Source organism: Paenibacillus spongiae (assembly GCF_024734895.1).
GTDB lineage: Bacteria > Bacillota > Bacilli > Paenibacillales > Paenibacillaceae > Paenibacillus_Z > Paenibacillus_Z spongiae.
On the sequence record NZ_CP091430.1, the window covers coordinates 1,929,571 to 1,948,113 of the forward strand.

Consider the following 18,543-nt stretch of genomic DNA (forward strand, 5'->3'; position numbering starts at 1 on the left):
AACGAAGGTTGTGGACGAATGGAAGAAACCGAACAATCCGAACAAACAACATTATGGCATTTGCATCCGATCAGAGTTCGGTACCAGGAAACCGATCAAATGGGTGTCGTGTTTCACGGCAACTATGTAACATGGTTCGAAATTGGCAGAACCGAGTTCATCAGACAGGCCGGAATGTCATACGAGCAGATCGAGCGTGAAGGGCTGCTGCTGCCGGTCGTCGATCTGGCATGCAAGTATGTCTCCCCTGCGCGGTATGACGATATCGTGCTGATCTGTACGGCGATTGAGCAATTCTCGCCTTTACGCGTAACGTTTCGTTCCGAGGTAAGACGCATTGGAGAAGGTGAGGGCTATCCGCCTGAATGGCATGGCCAAACCCCGCCGGGCGAACTGCTTGTCGAAGGCGGTACGAGCCACGTATGGGTGAACAAGAGTTTCCGCCCCACACGGTTGGACAAGACGCTGCCGGAGCTCTACGGCCTGCTGCAGCGCGTCTCGCGGGGCACTATTTAGGAAGGGGAGCGAGTGCGATGCTGAAGTGGATCATTGCCGCAATCATTATTATTCCGGCGGTGGAGATGTGGGGCATCATTCAGATGGGACATCTCGTCGGCGGCTGGATGACGTTCTTCCTCATTCTGGCGACCGGATTTGCCGGAGCCCAATTTGCCCGGCTCGAAGGACGTAAAGCGTTCATCGAGGTGCAGCGACAGATGCAAACCGGGCAGCCGCCGGGACATGCCATGCTTAATGGGCTGTGTGTGTTAATAGGCGGACTGCTCCTCCTGCTGCCCGGTTTCTTCTCCGATATTGTCGGGATTACGCTGTTGTTCCCGCTGACTAGAACGTTCTATAAAGGGATCATGCTGCGCTGGATCGAGAAGAAGCTTCGTTCGGGCCAGTTTACAATATACAAGCGTTAATCGGGCAGGCAGGCGGATTACTTGGACCCTCTTATAACGAACGTATACAAATCGCGGAACACATTGGCCCGATGGATGGCGGAAATAATGACGAGCGAAACCGGGCCCACGATCAATCCGAACACCCCGAACAGTTTAAGCCCGACAAACATGGCGATCAGCGTGGGCAGCGGGTCAAGACCGACACTGCTGGCGAGCACCTTGGGCTCAAGCATTTGCCTGGCTACCAATATAATGCCGTAGAGCACGCTCAAACCGATACCGAGCGAGATATCTCCATATATAAAGGTATAGATGATCCAGGGCACCATAGCCGCGCCTACGCCAAGATAAGGAAGCAGATCGATGAATCCGATCAGCATCCCGATGGTGATCGCGTAATCGACGCCCAGAATCATTAATCCGACCGTGACGACGACGGCTGTGATCGAAATCATGATAAGCTGCGCCCTGGCATAGCCGAATAACGCCCGCTGCAGGTTGTTCCAGACAATGGAGGTCGACTTGCGCATGCCATCGGGAAACCAGAGGGTCATGCTGGCAAGATGGCGGTACCAGTCTTTGCTGATAAAGAAGGCGGCAAGCAGCACGACGATCAGAATGGTTGCGAGATTAGGCAGAGACGATATGAGGCCGACGATACCGTTTAAGAAGAAGCTGATGATGCTGGAGCTCTTGTTGGCAAGCAGGTTGGCTGTGTCTGATATGCGGGAGTTGATCGTTTCCTGATAGTTGGGGTTTTCCTTGTAGAAGGTGTTCAGCTTATTGATCAGATCTTGTATTTCCGGCGAGGCGACGATCCATTCGAATTGATTCTTCCACCAATCGATCGTGCTGTTCAGCGATTTGGATAAATGAATGATTTCGACGACGATCCGCGTTACGAGGGCTGAGACGATGGTGAGCATTGCGGCAACAAATAAGATCAAGGTAAGGGTGACGCCAAGCCACCTTGGGACCTTTAGCTTCCGGTGGAGGACGGTCACGATGGGATTGATGATATAGGCAAGCAGCCATCCCGCAATGAACGGATACACGAGCGGCGTTACATATACAACGAGCAGAATGATGATCGTTATGACAATTAGGACGAGCACTGCACGGCCGATACGCCGCCAGACGGTTCGATCCAATGAACATCCCTCCTTACAACGTCTATAACATATTGTATCACCGACGCTCTTCCTTTTGCCAAATAAATGAATAAAAAACGTACTTTACGCTGTATTTACGATCTATTAACATTAACCGAACAGAGCTCCTGCATAATGAGACAAGAAGCGTCTTGTTTTTGATGCGCTGTCGTAGGAGGATTACCGATGAACAAGACTTTACCCCACTATGTCAACCGTGATTTGAGCTGGATTGCCTTCAACAGGCGCGTACTTGAGGAGGCGCAGGATCCGGGCACCCCTCTTCTGGAACGCGTCAAATTTCTGTCTATCGTATCGAGCAATTTGGACGAGTTCATGAGCGTCCGGATGGCGGGCATACAGGATCAGATGAAGGCGGGGTATACGAAAAAGGATTTTACCGGCTACACGCCGGCCGGGCTGTGGAAGCGATTGATCAAACGGACGGCCCAAGCTGTAACCGATCAATACCGTACGTTCCGCGAAGTGATGCGCTGTCTCTCCAAGGAGGGCATCAGCTTTCGTAAGCCGGATGAGCTGAACGCCGCGCAGATGAAAGCCATCGACCGGTATTTTAACGAGATTGTCTTCCCGGTTTTGACGCCAATGGCTGTCGACCAGAGCCGGCCGTTCCCATTGCTCCACACGAAGGAGCTTTACTTGGCCGTTCTCCTTCGCAAAGATCATCAGCCGCCGGAAGAAGAGCCGTTATTCGCCATTGTGCAGGTTCCGTCTATTCTTCAACGTTATGTCGCCGTTCCTGTCCGGACGGGCAGCAAGAAAATGGAGTTCGTCCTGCTTGAGCAGTTGATCGAGCGCCACATCGACAAGCTGTTCAACGGGTATGCGCCGATAGCGGTCCACCCTTTCCGCGTCACGCGCAATGCGGATTTAACGCTCAATGAAGAAGGCGCGGAGGATTTGCTGGAGGAAATCGAGAAGGAGCTGCGCCGCCGCCGCTGGGGAATGCCGGTGCGGCTGGAGTACGCCAAGAACATGCACCCCTATGCGCTGCAGCTTCTCAAGGAAGAGCTTGAGCTGGACGAGAACAGCATTGAAATCGACGGCCCCTTCGATCTTAGCTTTCTGATGCGATGGGCCAGCTCGCTGCAAGGGCACGATAACCTCCGGTTTGATCGCATGGAGCCCGTATACCCGTATGAGTTCGAGGATACGGAGGATATGTTCGAGGTTCTCCGTCAACAGGATGTGCTTCTATCCCATCCGTACGAGTCCTTCGATGCGGTAAACGACTTTGTCACCGATGCGGCGAATGATCCGGATGTTCTGGCCATCAAGATGACATTATACCGGGTCAGCGGTCATTCTGCGCTCGTCCAGGCGCTCGCTACGGCGGCCGAGGCCGGCAAGCAGGTAACGGTTGTCGTCGAGCTGAAGGCGAGGTTCGACGAGGAACGGAATATCGCGTGGGCGAGACAGCTGGAGAAAGCGGGCTGCCACGTTGTGTATGGATTGGTCGGATTGAAGACTCATGCGAAGATTCTGCTGGTCGTGCGAAGAGAGCAGGAGGTGCTCCGCCGCTATGTGCATGTTGGCACCGGCAACTATAACGACAATACGGCCAAGCTGTACACCGACTTCGGCCTGTTCACGTCCCATCCCGTTATCGGAGCGGACGCATCGGCGCTGTTCAACGAGGTAACCGGATATTCTGCCCCTTATGAGTGGAAAGCCTTCGGTGTCGCGCCGACCGGATTGATGGAGAAGCTATTCGGGTTGATCGACCGGGAGAAGGAGAATGCCGCCGCAGGCAAGCCGGCTTTAATCATCGCCAAGATGAACAGCTTATCGAATCAAGAGATGATCGACAAGCTGTACGAAGCCTCGCAGGCAGGCGTGAAGATCGAACTGATCGTCCGGGGCGTCTGCTGCTTGCGTCCCGGCGTACCCGGCAGGAGCGAGAACATACGCGTCATCAGTGTGGTAGACCGCTACTTGGAGCACTCGCGCGTTATGGTTTTCCATAATGGCGGCGATGAGGAGGTTTTTCTGTCGAGCGCAGATTGGATGACGCGTAATTTAACGCGCCGGATCGAGCTGATGTGTCCGGTGTTGGATCCCAAGCTGCGCAAGATGCTTGTCAACATGCTTCAATTGGGCCTCAATGACAATGTGAAGGCGCGCGAGCTGCAGCCGAATGGCACGTATGTGCCGGTCAGCAATGGGCTGTCCCCGCTGCGCAGCCAAATGGAAGCCAAAAAAATTCCCAAATGGAAAAAGCTATCTGTAGTCGGGCAATAACAAGACCGGCGTCAATCCCCATACTTTCTTGAATTCGGCTGCGAGCGAGTTGACTTCCTGGCGTTCGACGGCCAGCGAGCCTTCTGCCCGAACGGCGCGCAGCAGCAGCTTGCTCTCGGTCAGCTCGGTCTCCAGTCGGCCTATGGCCTGGGTCTCGCTGCGATCGAGAGCGATGGAGAGCTGAAGCAGCGTGCCTAGCATGCCGATCGTCGCCGCATCGGTCTCGTCGAGCAGCGGCTTATACGCCGACACGAGCTGTTTGACGCGTCCTTTGTTCTTATAGGAGGCAATCGCAGAGCACAACAGCGTCTCGCGATGCGACAAGCCGTAGATATGCGAATTGACCATCAGATAGAACGTATGCTTCTTATAATCGTTATAATCGATGCTTGTCCCGATCCGGAACAAGGTGGAAGCTGTATCGATCCACAGCCGCGCCCGTTCCGGAAAGGGATGCTTCTGCCGGAGCTGATCGAATAGCAGCAGCGCCGTCCGGTTCACTTGGGAAACATGCTGCCGGGGCAATTCCGGGTGTAGAGCCGCCAAATTGTTCACACTATAAGAGAGCACATTGTCCAGCCGGGGCCGGTCAGGGAACCGGGTCGCGTAGAAAAGCCCGTCTCGGAGCCCTGAGCCGCAGACGACGTAGTGCGTAGCCTGCATTAGCTTAAAGAGCGTCCGCAGAATGGCGATGCCCGGAACGATGATATCCACCCGGTCTTTGGACAACCCCGCCACTTGGCGCCGTTTGTTAAGCGGCAGCATTCGCAGCTGCTCGAACATTCTATCGACGTCTTGACCCGGAATCGGGTAGTTATGACTGCTCGAGAACGAATATTTAAGCTGCGCTTGATGAATCTTGCCAAACGCGCGAACGGTGCCGCCGACTCCAATGAGCGGTAGTCCGGGCGACTGACCGATCCATGGCTCGCGTGCAGCGGTTTCCTGTATGTATGCCTCCAGTTCGCGCAGATCGGCGTTTTCCAGAATGCCTTTCGAGCCGAATCGCCGGGTTGCGCTGACGGAGCCGAACGGAAACGAAACGGAATGGACGAGCGAACGATCGCGGAACAGCGATACTTCGGTGCTGCCCCCGCCGATATCGATGAGGAAGCCGTCCTTCACATCCATGGAATTGATCATCCCGAGAAAGCCATAGCCGGCTTCTTCTTCGCCGGACAGCAGCTCAACGCGCAAGCTTGTCTCAGACTCGATCTGCTGAAGCACCTGCTTGCGGTTGCCCGCATTGCGGATGGCTGCAGTGGCAGCCGCCCGGATATGTCCTGCCTGATGATGGGCGCAGATGAGGCGAAAGTGATTCAAGGTATCGCTGAGCTCATGAACGGCATGTGCCGGAATATTGCCATTCTCATCGATTTGCTCGCTGAGCCGGGCTGCTCGTTTGCTTCCGTCTATGACGCGGTGGGCGCCATTCGCCGTTCGTTCATAAATGACTAGCCGGATCGAATTGGAGCCGATATCAATGATCCCTATTCGTTGTTCAGTCATGAGTTCGCCTCCCGTAAACATGCGTAGATATTGCTTTCTTATATGAATAGTGTAACATCCGGGGCCGCACGGTCAAAAGTATTGTTTTAACATGGTTATAATTAAATGATTTCGGGTAAAATTTTTGCACATATAACGACAGAAAAAAACTTTATGATAGCGATAAAGAGTTTTTATGTGTATTTTTGTTCACTTCGTTGTCAAAATCCGATATGATTGAAAGGACGGTCCGGAATCGAATCCATTTATTGTTGAGAAAATATGGTAATAATTGAAGTTAAAGGAGAGAGAGACATGACAGCAACCAAAGGTCTGGAAGGCATCGTCGCCACAACATCCTCGATCAGCTCGATTATCGATGGTGTTCTGACATATCGCGGTATCGATATTGATGATCTTGCGGAACATGCTTCCTTCGAAGAAACGGCTTATCTTCTCTGGTACGGAAAGCTTCCAACACAATCCGAGCTTGACGGGCTGAACCGACAGCTTGGCGAATATGCTGCGATTCCGGCACAAGTGCTGGAACAGCTTAAGCTCTATCCTAAAGATACCAATTCCATGGCGGCGCTGCGCACAGCGGTATCCAGCCTTGCTCTATACGACCCATCGGCCAACGATATGTCACCGGAAGCGAACTTGAACAAAGCGATCAAGCTTCAAGCCCAGCTTCCAACGATCGTGGCCGCTTTCGCACACATCCGCGAAGGCAGGGAGCCTGTCGCTCCTAAAGCGGGCGTGTCCATTGCGCACAACTTCCTATATATGCTGACCGGTCAAGAACCGGACGAAGTTGCCGTTAAAGCGTTGGATCAAGCGCTTGTTCTGCATGCCGACCACGAGCTGAATGCCTCTACATTCGCGGCCCGCGTCACGGTTGCAACGCTGTCCGACATCTACTCCGGCGTTACGTCGGCGATCGGCGCTTTGAAGGGCCCTCTTCATGGCGGCGCGAACGAAGCGGTTATGGTTATGCTGGAAGAGATCGGCTCGATTGCCAACGTGGAATCGGTCATTAACCAGAAGCTTGCCAATAGAGAGAAAATCATGGGCTTCGGCCACCGTGTTTACAAGAACGGCGATCCTCGCGCGAAGCACCTGCAGAAGATGTCCCGCGAGCTTGGCAAGCTGACCGGCAACATGGAGCTTTATGAGATGTCCGTTAAGATTGAAGAGCTCGTTACCGGCCAGAAGGGTTTGAAGCCAAACGTAGATTTCTACTCGGCCTCTGTCTATACGACGTTGAAGATCGCCCGCGATCTGTTTACGCCAATCTTCGCAATCAGCCGCGTGTCAGGATGGACCGCCCATATTCTGGAGCAGTACGAGAACAACCGCTTGATCCGTCCGCGCGCCGAGTACGTAGGACCGGTTAACCAGAAGGTTAAGCCGATCGCTGAGCGCGGCTAGGCTCACCAACCCCATTATAAATTCTGAGATGCTTTAGACGGGTTGTCTGCGCACACGGCGTTTACTTGTGCAACTGGCTCCCGTCGTGCTATGTCAGCCATCTCTTGAATTAGCATGCTAACTTGCCCTTCTAGCGGCAGGAAAGCTGTTTTTGCATGTTTTGCTTCTTTTCCCATTTCAATAGCAACCCATAGGAGGAATTTATTCATGAAGCTTGAAAAATTCGCAATGCCGACAGAAGGAAAGCAAATTACGATCGACAATGGCGTCCTGCAAGTTCCGAGCAATCCAATCATTCCGTTTATCGAAGGCGACGGCACTGGCCGCGATATCTGGAAAGCGTCCAAGCGCGTCCTTGATGCTGCCGTTGAGAAAGCCTACAATGGCGAGAAAAAAATCGCTTGGTACGAAGTCTTTGCCGGCGAGAAAGCCTTCAATGCTTATGGTGAGTGGCTGCCAGCCGATACGCTTACGGCTATTCGTGAATATATCGTTGCAATCAAAGGTCCTTTGACGACGCCGATCGGCGGCGGAATCCGCTCGCTGAACGTTGCGCTTCGTCAAGAGCTTGACCTGTATACCTGCCTGCGTCCGGTTCGTTACTTCAACGGCGTGCCTTCCCCGGTAAAGCGTCCTGAGCTTGTGGACATGGTTATTTTCCGTGAGAACACAGAGGACATCTACGCGGGTATTGAATATCAAGAAGGCTCAGACGCCGTGAAGAAAGTGATTGCGTTCCTGCAAGAAGAAATGGGCGCCAAGAACATCCGCTTCCCGGAAACGTCCGGTATCGGCATCAAGCCTGTTTCCGCAGAAGGCTCGAAGCGTCTGGCTCGCGCCGCAATCAACTATGCAATCAAGCATGGCCGCAAAACGGTTACGCTGGTACACAAAGGCAACATCATGAAGTTCACGGAAGGCGCGTTCAAAAACTGGGGCTACGAAGTAGCGGAGCAAGAGTTTGCGGACCAAACCTTCACTTGGGGCCAATACGACCGCATCAAGGAAGCGGAAGGCACAGAAGCGGCGAACAAGGCTCAGAAGGAAGCGGAAGCTGCAGGAAAAATCATCGTGAAGGACGCTATCGCCGATATCGCGCTGCAGCAAGTTCTGACCCGTCCTACGGACTTCGACGTGATCGCGACGCTTAACCTGAACGGCGACTACCTGTCTGACGCGCTGGCTGCTCAAGTTGGCGGCATCGGGATCGCACCGGGCGCGAATATCAACTACTTGACTGGACATGCTATCTTCGAAGCAACGCACGGCACGGCTCCGAAATATGCGGATCTCGACGTCGTAAACCCAGGGTCGGTTATTCTGTCCGGCGTTATGCTGCTTGAGCATCTTGGCTGGCAGGAAGCGGCTGACCTGATCTACAAAGGGATGGAAACTTCGATCAACAACAAAACCGTAACGTATGACTTCGCCCGCCTGATGGAAGGCGCTACGGAAGTTAAATGCTCGGCATTTGCGGACGAAATCATCAAAAATATGTAGTCTGCAATTCGAGGGACGTTCTGAATAGGCGCGGATAGCTGGTGGAGGCAGGAGTTCTGCACCGGCTATCCGCCGCTGTTCCTTTCTGGTTTCTTCCTATAAATTCTTATAGAAGTGAACCCAATACCAGGAGGTCATATTCGCAATGGCTATTAAACGGAACAAGATTTCGATTGTCGGCGCCGGCTTCACAGGCGCTACGACTGCGCTAATGCTGGCTCAAAAAGAACTGGGAGACGTTGTCCTCGTTGACATTCCCCAGCTGGAGAACCCTACCAAAGGGAAGGCGCTCGACATGATGGAATCGACGCCTGTACAAGGCATCGATTCGAAAATTACCGGTACGGCCGACTATGCGGATACCAAAGATTCCGATATCGTCATCATTACGGCCGGTATCGCCCGTAAACCGGGTATGAGCCGCGACGACCTCGTGAACACCAACGCAGGCATCGTGAAATCCGTCTGCGAGAACATCAAAGCTACGAGCCCGAACGCATATGTCATCATCCTCTCCAACCCGGTTGATGCGATGACTTACGTGGCTTTCCAAACGCTTGGTTTCCCTAAGAACCGCGTAATCGGCCAATCCGGCGTACTCGATACCGCCCGTTATTGCACGTTTATCGCGCAAGAGCTGAACGTCTCGACGGAAGACGTTCGCGGCTTCGTACTTGGTGGACACGGCGACGACATGGTGCCGCTCGTTCGTTACTCTAACGTCGGCGGTATTCCAATCGAGAAGCTGATTCCGGCTGACCGCATTGAAGCGATCGTACAGCGCACGCGCGTTGGCGGCGGCGAAATCGTAAACCTGCTGGGCAACGGCAGTGCATACTATGCGCCGGCTGCATCGCTTGTCCAAATGACCGAAGCGATCCTGAAGGATAAGAAACGCATTCTTCCGGTTATCGCATTGCTGCAAGGCGAATACGGTTATAACAACCTGTTCATGGGCGTTCCGGTCATACTTGGCGGCGACGGCATCGAGAAAGTATTCGAGTTGGAATTGACGGCTGACGAGAAGGCTGCGCTTGAGAAATCAGCGGACTCCGTGCGCAATGTCATTGCGGTAGTTAACGGCTAGTAGAGTTGACGCTTACTCGTGAAGCACATGAGACCCTGACCGACAGATGTCAGGGTCTTCGCTATTTTATAGCGATAGAAGGAGGCGGAATGATGTTGGAGCAAGCGCAGCGGTTATTGAAGCAGGTATACGGTTATGACAGCTTTCGCAAAGGACAGGGCGAAATTATCGAAGGCCTGATTCAAGGGAAGGATACGCTTGCGATCCTGCCGACAGGCGGCGGCAAGTCGGTTTGCTACCAGCTGCCCGCTATGCTGCTGCCGGGGACGGCAATCGTTGTCTCACCTTTAATCTCGCTGATGAAGGACCAGGTGGACGCATTGTCCCGTTTAGGCGTATCGGCTGCGTATTTGAACAGCTCACTTGACGCGGCTACATATCGGGAAGTCGTCCGGCAGTCCGCACAGGGTGCATATAAACTGCTGTACGTGGCTCCCGAGAGGCTTGACGGGACCATGTTCGAGTCTTTGTCGAGCCAAATGCAGATATCGCTGATCGCGATAGACGAGGCGCACTGCGTTTCGCAATGGGGCCATGATTTCCGTCCGAGCTACAGGCAGCTTGCCGGCTGGATTGGAAGGCTGGAGAACCGTCCGCCGGTCGCTGCCTTCACGGCTACGGCTACGCCGGAGGTTTCACGGGATATCGCCGCCATGCTTGGGCTTCGTGAGCCGAATGTATTCATAACCGGTTTCGCCCGTACGAATCTCTCTTTATCGGTCGTTACCGGTATCGATAAACGGAAGTTTCTTCGCGATTACGTGAAGCAGCGGCATGATCAATCAGGCATTATCTATACGGCAACGCGCAAAGAAGCGGAAGAGGTCTGCAGCGATTTGCAGCGTCAGGGAGTCTCCGTAAGCAAATATCACGGCGGGCTAAGCGATGACGAACGGGCCGATGCGCAGGAGAAATTCCGCTTCGACGATGTCAGGGTGATGGTGGCGACGAACGCCTTCGGCATGGGGATCGACAAGCCGAATGTCCGTTATGTCGTTCATTGGCAGATGCCTGGCGATGTGGAGTCCTATTACCAGGAAGCAGGCCGTGCTGGCCGTGACGGAGAGGAAAGCGAGTGCGTGCTGCTGTTCGAGCCGCAAGATGTACAGGTGCAGCGTTTCCTGATTGAGCGGGGAACGGCCGATTCCGAGCGTCGGGCCATTCAGCTGAACAAGCTGTACACGATGATGCATTACAGCCGTACAGACCGGTGCTTCCTTCAATTTATCGTCAGCTATTTTGGTGAAGCCGACGTTCCGCCTTGCGGCAAGTGCGGCAATTGTCTGGACCAGAGCGAAAAGGTGGATATGACCGAGGATGCGCGCAAAGCGCTGTCTTGCGTCGGCAGGCTGAAGGGACGGTTCGGCATCTCATTAGCGGCCAAGGTGCTGAAGGGATCGCGGGAGAAGCGGATCCTGGAGCTGGGCTTAGACCGCTTATCGACCTATGCGTTATTCCGGGACTGGGCGGAGAAGGAGATTACCGATTGGCTGTACTGGCTTGTCGCGGAAGGCTACATGCGGATCAGCGACGGCGAATATCCGACCGTATCGTTAACGACCGAAGCGCTTCCCGTATTGGAAGGAAGCGTGCAGGTCATGCGCAGACGGAGCACGTCCGTCAAGCGAAAGACGACGGATCAAGCCGCGGCGAACAGTCCGTTGTTCGAGGCGCTGCGAGAGTGGCGCCGCGCGACGGCCGCGCGCGAGCAAGTGCCGCCGTTCATGCTGTTCTTCGACGCTACGCTGCGAGATATTTCGGACCGCCAGCCGCTTAATACCGAGCAGCTGCTGACGGTGAAGGGTGTCGGAGCCGCAAAGGTGGCGAAATACGGCTCCGATGTTATTGACATCGTTCGCAGATTCCGCGCACCGGCAGGAGAGCCGCCGCGGGGGACGGACGAGGATAGCGCGGGCGATCGGATGGTTAACGAGGCGGCGGCCTCATCCACACAAGCTGCCGGTAGTGCGGCTGCGTCTGTACTAGGTGCCGAAAGAGACGCATTTTTGGCGGAAACCTCGGAGCTGGCCAGCCATTTGCAGACACTGGCGCTGCTGCAAGCCGGTCATACGTTGACCCAAATTGCCGAGCACCGCGATATGAGCCGGGTTACGATCGAGAATCACCTGATTCGCTGCGCGGATGAAGGCGAAGAAGTGGATTGGGATGAATTCATCCCGGAAGCAAGCGAAGCGTTAATTGTGAAAGCCGTCACCCGGATCGGCGCAGAACGATTGAAGCCGATCAAAGAAGAGCTGCCGGACGATATCGATTATTTTGCGATTAAAGCGGTCATTGCCAAGCACCGGCTTGCCGGGTCCGGCGGTAACTAGTTCCAGTTTCGGCTTTGAATTTAACTCATTGATTTAGTATACTGGTGAGGATTGTATATGAACTATCAGGAGGATGCGGAATGAATAATTTTATGCTATTTCTGCACGTTTTAGGGGCGACGGGCATGGGATTCTACATCGTTATGCCGGTATTGGTCGGACGGATCTCCAAGCTTGCAGGCGAAGGACAAGCCGGTCTTGCCGGCGGGCTGGCGTCTGCTAACCGGATTGCGCAATATTTTCTTGTGCTGCAGCTTCTAACAGGCGGTTATCTGATGTCGCAGGGCGATTATGCGGTCATGTGGATGATCATCACGACGGTGCTGTTCCTTGCCATCGCAGCCTTGGGCGGCATTATCAGCAAGCCGCTTAAGCGGATCGTAACGGAAATTCAAACCGGCCAAAGCGCTTCGTCGCATATTGCCAAAGCGCGTACATTGAGTGTTCTTGTGCTGATTATTTACATCGTGATTCTATACTTCATGAAGTATCCGATCTACAAGTAATCTAATTCGCAGTTAAATGGGGAGAGAGCATGACGAAGCAGTCTCCGGATTTAATCACCTTTGGGGAAACGATGGCACTGTTCATGTCTCCGGAGTACCGGGGCTTGGAAACGGCCGCTCAGCTTGAGCAGAGCTTCGGCGGTGCGGAGAGCAACGTAGCGATCGGAGCAGCCCGGCTGGGATGCTCGGTCGGCTGGTTCGGAGCGCTCGGCGAAGATCCGTTCGGCCGCAAGATTCTTAAAACGATTCGCGGCGAGGGCGTCGACGTATCGAGAGCCCGCTTCAGATCCGACAGCCCGACAGGCCTGATGTTCAGAGAAACCGTAGCAGGCAAGCTGGCCGTTCATTATTACCGCAAGCATTCGGCTGCAAGCCGGATGACGCCTGCGGATCTGGATCTTGATTACATTAGAGGTTGTAAGCTGCTGCATATCACCGGAATTACGCCTGCGTTGAGTGAGAGCTGCCGCGAAACGGTATTCGCGGCCGTAGCGGCGGCCAAGGAAGCGGGCGTCCTCGTCAGCTTCGATCCGAATTTAAGGCTGAAGCTGTGGACGATCGAGGAAGCGCGCGACGTCGTGTTCAAGCTTGCCGAACAGGCGGATTACTTCCTGCCGGGATGGGACGAGCTGCGGCTCCTTTATGAGACGGATGATTTGGAAGCGGTGAAAGGGAAGCTTGCCAAGCTGAATGCCGTTACTGTCATTAAAGGCGTAGAGGATTCTACGGTTGTTCTTGAACGCGGCGAAGCTGCAGCCGTTCCGTTCTACAAAGCGGATCAAGTCATTGATACCGTAGGAGCCGGCGACGGGTTCTGCGCAGGCTTCTTGACCGGGCTTATGCAAGGCAAGAGCTCCATAGAAGCGGTACGTATCGGCAGCATCAGCGGCTCGCTGGTCGTCCAGATGCGAGGGGACTGGGAAGCGCTGCCGGACTGGCAGACCGTGGAGAGCCGCTTGCAGGGCAATGGCTGGGTGGAGCGATAAGATGAAGGATGCTCAAACGTCCAAAGGCAGAAGGCGGCGCGAGCAGATCATGAACGTCCTGAAACGTCAGGGGAAGATCACCATTTCGGAAGTGGTGGAACGATTCAGTGTATCGGAAGCTACCGCGCGCCGCGATTTGGAGCTGATGGAGAAGAAGGAGCCCGTGATCCGGACGATCGGCGGGGCAATGTATGACGGCATGAACGCAGTGCGAGAGATTCCTTTTGCTGAGAAGGAAGGGCTATCGTTTCTGGAGAAGGAACGGATTGCCGGTGCGGCTGCAGAGCTCATCGTGGAAGGGGATGTCGTCGGCCTCTCAGGAGGCACGACGAATTACTTGCTTGCGAAGCTGCTGAAGATGCGCCGCGGCATTACGGTCGTCACCAATGCGGTCAACGTCGCCATGGAGCTGGCCGGCAGCGATATTCAGGTCGTTCTCATAGGCGGCATGATGCGTCATAACAGCTTCGAGCTATGCGGTCCTCTTGGTGAGGCGATGATTGCACAGCTCAATATCGGCAAAATGTTTCTCGGCGTCGACGGCGTTTCCTCTACGGGCGGCATTACCACTTATTCCGAACAGGAAGCGCAAATTGCGAAAGCGATGATCAACCGGTCTCAGGCCACTTACGCGATGTTCGATCATACGAAGATCGGCCGCACCTCGCTGTTCTCCATTGCGCCGCTGACAGCGCTGCAGGGCTTCATTACCGACGCGCCGCTGCCGCAGCACCTGGGCGCGGTTGCGAGCGGCTTCGGCATCCGCGTATATGTAGCCGGCGAAAGCGGCGAGTGATCAGCGTCAGGAGCCGGCAGCCAGGCCGGTGCTAGATAAGTCAGCGTTGGCGGGGAGTTGGCAAGTCCCCTCTGTAAGTCCGTTCTTCGGACTAACAGCAGTGTCAGGGCATCAAGCGGCTGTAAGAACTAAAAACGGACTTACTGCGAACGCCCGGGCAGGTGGACCGGTCTGTAAGTCCGTTTTTCGGCGTTACAGCCAGGTGGATGCAGCTAGACTAGAAAGTGGACACACTGTAGTAGCGACCTGTTACAATAAAACTAACAATAAGGGTCGAGGTGTGTCATGGGAGATATTCGCCAACATTTTGATGATGAGTTCAAACGTCAAACCGTAAAGCACATGCAAGAAACAGGGAAATCCCCGTCTGAAGTTTCAAAGGAGCTGGATATCCCGGTAAGTACCATCCGCGCCTGGAGAAAGAAGTTTGCCGATACTGGGGAGAAGTCCCAGTTATTCGTCGACTACGAGCGTTTGAATAAACTTGAACAAATGAATCGCGAGTTGCAAGAAGAGAATGAAATCCTAAAAAAGGCAATGCACTTCTTCACGAAAAACCGAGACTGATTTACTCATTTATTCATAAACACCGCTTCCAGTTTCGTGTTGAGAAGATGTGCAGTGTCATGAATGTATCCCGAAGCGGTTATTACAAGTGGGTCACGCGAAAACCAAGCGAGCAGGAGAAACGCCGTCAGAAGCTGAAGAAACGCATCAGGCACCACTTCGATGGCTTCAAGCAACGTTATGGGAGCGATAAGATCGCTGAAAAGCTGCGCGAAGAAGGCTGGACAGTCTCCACCAAAACGGTGAGTCGTTACATGAAGGACATGGGACTTCGCTCGATTACAGTGAAGAAGCAAAAAGCAACAACGAACTCGAAGCACAACATGGCGGTGTTTGAAAACGTGCTGAATCGTGCGTTTAAACCGGATGCACCCAATCGAGTTTGGGTAGCCGACATCACCTACATTGCCACGCGGCAAGGCTGGGTATATCTAGCGAGTATTATGGATCTTTACTCTCGCAAGATCGTGGGCTGGTCACTTGGCGAACGCATGACCAAGGAGCTGGTGCTAGACGCCTTTGACAAGGCTGTCTTACATCGAAAGCCGCCGAAAGGGTTAATCCACCACTCGGACCGAGGTTCACAGTATGCCTCGACGGAATACTGCGAGCGACTGGCGGCGAATGAGATGATTGGAAGCATGAGTCGAAAAGGAAATTGTTACGATAACGCCTGCATCGAGGCCTTTCACAGTGTCCTTAAGAAAGAACTCATCTACCAAACCACCTTCAAGACCCGCAAGCAAGCATACGATGCGATTTACGAGTACATTGAACTCGAGTACAACCGTATCCGGATCCATTCGTCCATTCACTACCTGACCCCGCATCAGTCCGAGAAAAGGTACTATGAGCAACTCCAGATCGCTTAAAAACTGTGTCCACTTTCTTGACAGAGATACAGGAAGACGGTGCGCTCAGCCAAAAGGAAGCTGTAAGACCGAAAAACGGCGTTACAGCAGGTGTCGCAGGTGTTGAATCGGTCTGTAAGTCCGTTTTTCGGACTTACAGCAGCGGAACACGAAAAAACCGACCATCATATCAGATGGTCGGTTTTTTCGTGTGCATGGTTAATATTTATTGGGAAACGCTGCGTCCCTTAACCCAGGTCGTAACAATGTGGTGCGTGTCGTCCGTCAATACGAGATCCGCTTGCTTCCCTACGGCAATGCTCCCGATCTGATTCTCCATGCCGAGTACCTTCGCAGGGTTGCCGCTGGCACAACGGCTTACTTCCGTGACGGAGAGGTCGGTATGCTTCAGCATAAACCGGAAAGCTTCGATCATCGTTAACGTACTGCCTGCAAGCGAGCCGCCCTCCACGAGACGAGCAACGCCATCCTTAACGCTGACTTCCAGACCGCCGAGTCCGTATTGCCCGTCGCCAAGACCGGCCGCAGACATCGCATCGGTGATCAAGACGAGCTTGTCTGACGGCTTTGTGCGCGAGAGCAGCTTGACTGCAGCGGGGTGGGCATGATGGCCGTCAGCGATGATTTCGGCGCTGATGGCGTCTTCCGTCATGACGGCACCCAGCGTACCCGGCTTACGGTGATGAAGTCCCGTCATGGCGTTATACGTATGAACGGCGTGGCGAAGACCGTGCTGTACGGCAGTCACGACATCGTCGTACGAAGCATCCGTATGGCCTAAGGCCGGTACGATACCATTGGCGGACAGCCATTCGATAACGTTCAGCGCTCCGTCCCGTTCGGGTGCGAGCGTCATCATTTTGATTAAGGAAGGCCACTGCGCAGCCCATGGTTTCAGCCAATCGGTTTGCGGCGGGGTAATAAAGGCCGGATTTTGCGCGCCGGGCCATTTTTCGCTAATGAAGGGACCTTCCAGATGAACGCCGATCAGCTCCGCATACGGCATGTCGCGCTTGCGGTAGGCATCCGTCGCTTCAAGAACGGCTTGAATGGCGTCATGCGATGCGGTTACGGTTGTAGCGAGCATCGCTGTCGTGCCGTTCGCAGCGTGATATTTCGTGATAACATCGAAAGCATCGCTGCTGGCGTCCATAAAGTCGCTGCCGTATCCTCCATGTACATGGATATCGATGAAGCCCGGCAGCAGCCAGCCTTCCTTGCCATCCACATAAGGAACGCCGCTATCTGCAGCGGCCTGCTTGCCGGTCTGATCCGCATTCGATTCCGTGGAACGGATATCGGCTATAAGGCCGTTCTTAACGTCTACTTCTCCCCAAAACCATTGATCTTCAGCAACAATACGGACGTTGCCGATACGTAAGCTACGTGCGTCTGCCATTAAACATACCTCCCTGCTTCTCGATCGAGCAGGACGAGCACATTCGCATGCGTTTGCAGCAGCGAAGCGGGACAATCTGTCGTAATCGGGCCCGTTAACGCTTGCTTCATAATATCCGCTTTATCGGCGCCTTTGCCGACGAGCATGATCGTTCTCGCCTTTAAAATCGAGCCAACTCCCATTGTTATGGCCTGCTTGGGCACTTCATCCATGGATGCAAAGAAACGGGCGTTTGCCTCGAGTGTCTCCCGTTTCAACTCGACAACATGGGTTCCGCCGTGAAGCGTTCTGTCCGGCTCGTTAAAACCGATATGGCCGTTATGACCGATGCCGAGCAGCTGCACGTCGATTGGCTGAGCGGCCAGCATGGCATCGTAGCGGCTGCATTCCGCCGCCAGATCGGCCGCCATTCCGTTTGGCAGAAAGGCGCGGTTATCCGGCAGATCGATATGGCCGAACAGATGCCGGTTCATAAAATAGGCGTAGCTTTGCTCGTTCTGCGGTTGAAGACCGACATACTCATCCAAATTAAACGTCGTAATTTGTGCGAATGATACTTCTCCGCCTCGATATCTCTCTACCATTTTTTCATAAATTCCGATCGGTGTCGAGCCTGTCGCCAAACCGAGTGTCGCCGTTGGCTTCGTCTGAATGATATAGATAAAATATTGCGCCGCGTAGGAGTCTAGTTCCTCCCGGCTGTCGAACTTGCGGATAATCATGAGGCCACCTCCTAAAAGTTTTGTGAAGCACTGCTTCTCGAAAAATCATCTCAGCAAAACTGGCATCGGAAGCATTCGCTTCAATAGGTGAAGCACAGCTGCCAGATTGGCATCGGAAGGATCAACTTAATTAGTGAAATAGGCGTGCAAAACAATGCAATTTTTGAAACTGTCCATTACTTTCATTCTAAAGGAAACGGGATGATTAAACAATAAAAATGATTGCATAGTTCAATAAAATGATTGTTAAAATCAAAAAATAGTTTAATGTTCTGCAGATAATTGTCTGATATAACGATAAGCTAAATGGAGTTTATAGAACATTGCCCTAAATGTATAATGCTTGTATAAAGCAGCCAACGTATGAGGATGCAGGAATCAAACGAGCGGGAACCAAAATCATAAGGTTAGCGCAGCGTCCTGTTAAACAGCTGCGGTTCGCAAGCTGCATGCGCTTCCTTTTTCCGTCAAGTATTCATTTTTTACTGGCAGACAGATAATTTGACGATTATGTGAAGCCGAAACGGTTATGCCC

At 53.5% G+C, this 18,543-nt stretch carries 14 protein-coding genes and 1 pseudogene; 11 read left to right on the forward strand and 4 right to left on the reverse strand.

The features are described from left to right. Positions 1 to 18: 18 nt before the first annotated feature. Together L1F29_RS08825 and L1F29_RS08830 are read left to right on the forward strand one after the other, a co-directional pair. The gene (locus L1F29_RS08825; protein WP_258387955.1) at positions 19 to 516 is read left to right on the forward strand and encodes an acyl-CoA thioesterase; all 498 of its coding nucleotides are present in this window, start codon (positions 19 to 21) and stop codon (positions 514 to 516) included. 17 nt (positions 517 to 533) lie between these two features. After that, the gene (locus L1F29_RS08830) at positions 534 to 926 is read left to right on the forward strand and encodes an FxsA family protein (protein ID WP_258387956.1); all 393 of its coding nucleotides are present in this window, start codon (positions 534 to 536) and stop codon (positions 924 to 926) included. A gap of 17 nt (positions 927 to 943) precedes the next feature. Here the strand turns inward: L1F29_RS08830 and ytvI are convergent, their stop codons facing one another. Next, positions 944 to 2,059: a sporulation integral membrane protein YtvI gene (gene ytvI, locus L1F29_RS08835; RefSeq protein ID WP_258387957.1), complete on the reverse strand. Its 1,116-nt coding sequence runs from the start codon at positions 2,057 to 2,059 to the stop codon at positions 944 to 946. A gap of 186 nt (positions 2,060 to 2,245) precedes the next feature. On the opposite strand from ytvI, the gene ppk1 reads away from it, so the two are divergent. Further along, on the forward strand, positions 2,246 to 4,321 hold the full coding sequence (gene ppk1, locus L1F29_RS08840) for a polyphosphate kinase 1 (protein WP_258387958.1): 2,076 nt from the start codon (positions 2,246 to 2,248) through the stop codon (positions 4,319 to 4,321). Here the strand turns inward: ppk1 and L1F29_RS08845 are convergent. Then, positions 4,301 to 5,830 (reverse strand): Ppx/GppA phosphatase family protein, encoded by a 1,530-nt coding sequence (locus L1F29_RS08845; RefSeq protein ID WP_258387959.1) that lies wholly within the window; start codon positions 5,828 to 5,830, stop codon positions 4,301 to 4,303. The genes ppk1 and L1F29_RS08845 overlap by 21 nt on opposite strands. A gap of 294 nt (positions 5,831 to 6,124) precedes the next feature. On the opposite strand from L1F29_RS08845, the gene citZ reads away from it, so the two are divergent. From citZ to L1F29_RS08890, 8 genes and pseudogenes are all read left to right on the forward strand, one after another. Continuing rightward, positions 6,125 to 7,240 carry a citrate synthase gene (citZ, locus tag L1F29_RS08850; RefSeq protein WP_258387960.1) on the forward strand — a complete coding sequence of 372 codons (1,116 nt, stop codon included), beginning with the start codon at positions 6,125 to 6,127 and terminating at the stop codon, positions 7,238 to 7,240. A 207-nt stretch (positions 7,241 to 7,447) separates the two neighbouring features. Next, positions 7,448 to 8,740, forward strand: coding sequence for an NADP-dependent isocitrate dehydrogenase (gene icd, locus L1F29_RS08855; RefSeq protein WP_258387961.1), 1,293 nt, complete (start codon positions 7,448 to 7,450; stop codon positions 8,738 to 8,740). A gap of 145 nt (positions 8,741 to 8,885) precedes the next feature. Continuing rightward, positions 8,886 to 9,827, forward strand: a complete 942-nt coding sequence (gene mdh, locus L1F29_RS08860) for a malate dehydrogenase (protein ID WP_258387962.1) — start codon at positions 8,886 to 8,888, stop codon at positions 9,825 to 9,827. A gap of 92 nt (positions 9,828 to 9,919) precedes the next feature. Continuing rightward, positions 9,920 to 12,160, forward strand: a complete 2,241-nt coding sequence (recQ, locus tag L1F29_RS08865; protein WP_258387963.1) for a DNA helicase RecQ — start codon at positions 9,920 to 9,922, stop codon at positions 12,158 to 12,160. An 80-nt stretch (positions 12,161 to 12,240) separates the two neighbouring features. Then, entirely contained in the window at positions 12,241 to 12,666 is a 426-nt protein-coding gene (locus tag L1F29_RS08870; RefSeq protein ID WP_258387964.1) for a hypothetical protein, read from the forward strand. Between the two features lie 29 nt (positions 12,667 to 12,695). Beyond that, positions 12,696 to 13,652 (forward strand): sugar kinase, encoded by a 957-nt coding sequence (locus L1F29_RS08875; RefSeq protein WP_258387965.1) that lies wholly within the window; start codon positions 12,696 to 12,698, stop codon positions 13,650 to 13,652. Position 13,653: 1 nt separating this feature from the next. Next, entirely contained in the window at positions 13,654 to 14,448 is a 795-nt protein-coding gene (locus L1F29_RS08880) for a DeoR/GlpR family DNA-binding transcription regulator (RefSeq protein WP_258387966.1), read from the forward strand. A 285-nt stretch (positions 14,449 to 14,733) separates the two neighbouring features. Then, positions 14,734 to 15,887, forward strand: a pseudogene (locus L1F29_RS08890) (IS3 family transposase). A gap of 205 nt (positions 15,888 to 16,092) precedes the next feature. On the opposite strand, the gene nagA reads toward L1F29_RS08890, so the two are convergent. Next, positions 16,093 to 17,286, reverse strand: a complete 1,194-nt coding sequence (nagA, locus tag L1F29_RS08895; RefSeq protein ID WP_258387967.1) for an N-acetylglucosamine-6-phosphate deacetylase — start codon at positions 17,284 to 17,286, stop codon at positions 16,093 to 16,095. After that, positions 17,286 to 18,008, reverse strand: a complete 723-nt coding sequence (gene nagB / locus L1F29_RS08900) for a glucosamine-6-phosphate deaminase (protein ID WP_258387968.1) — start codon at positions 18,006 to 18,008, stop codon at positions 17,286 to 17,288. The genes nagA and nagB overlap by 1 nt, the downstream gene beginning before the upstream one ends. Between the last annotated feature and the right edge of the window lie 535 nt (positions 18,009 to 18,543).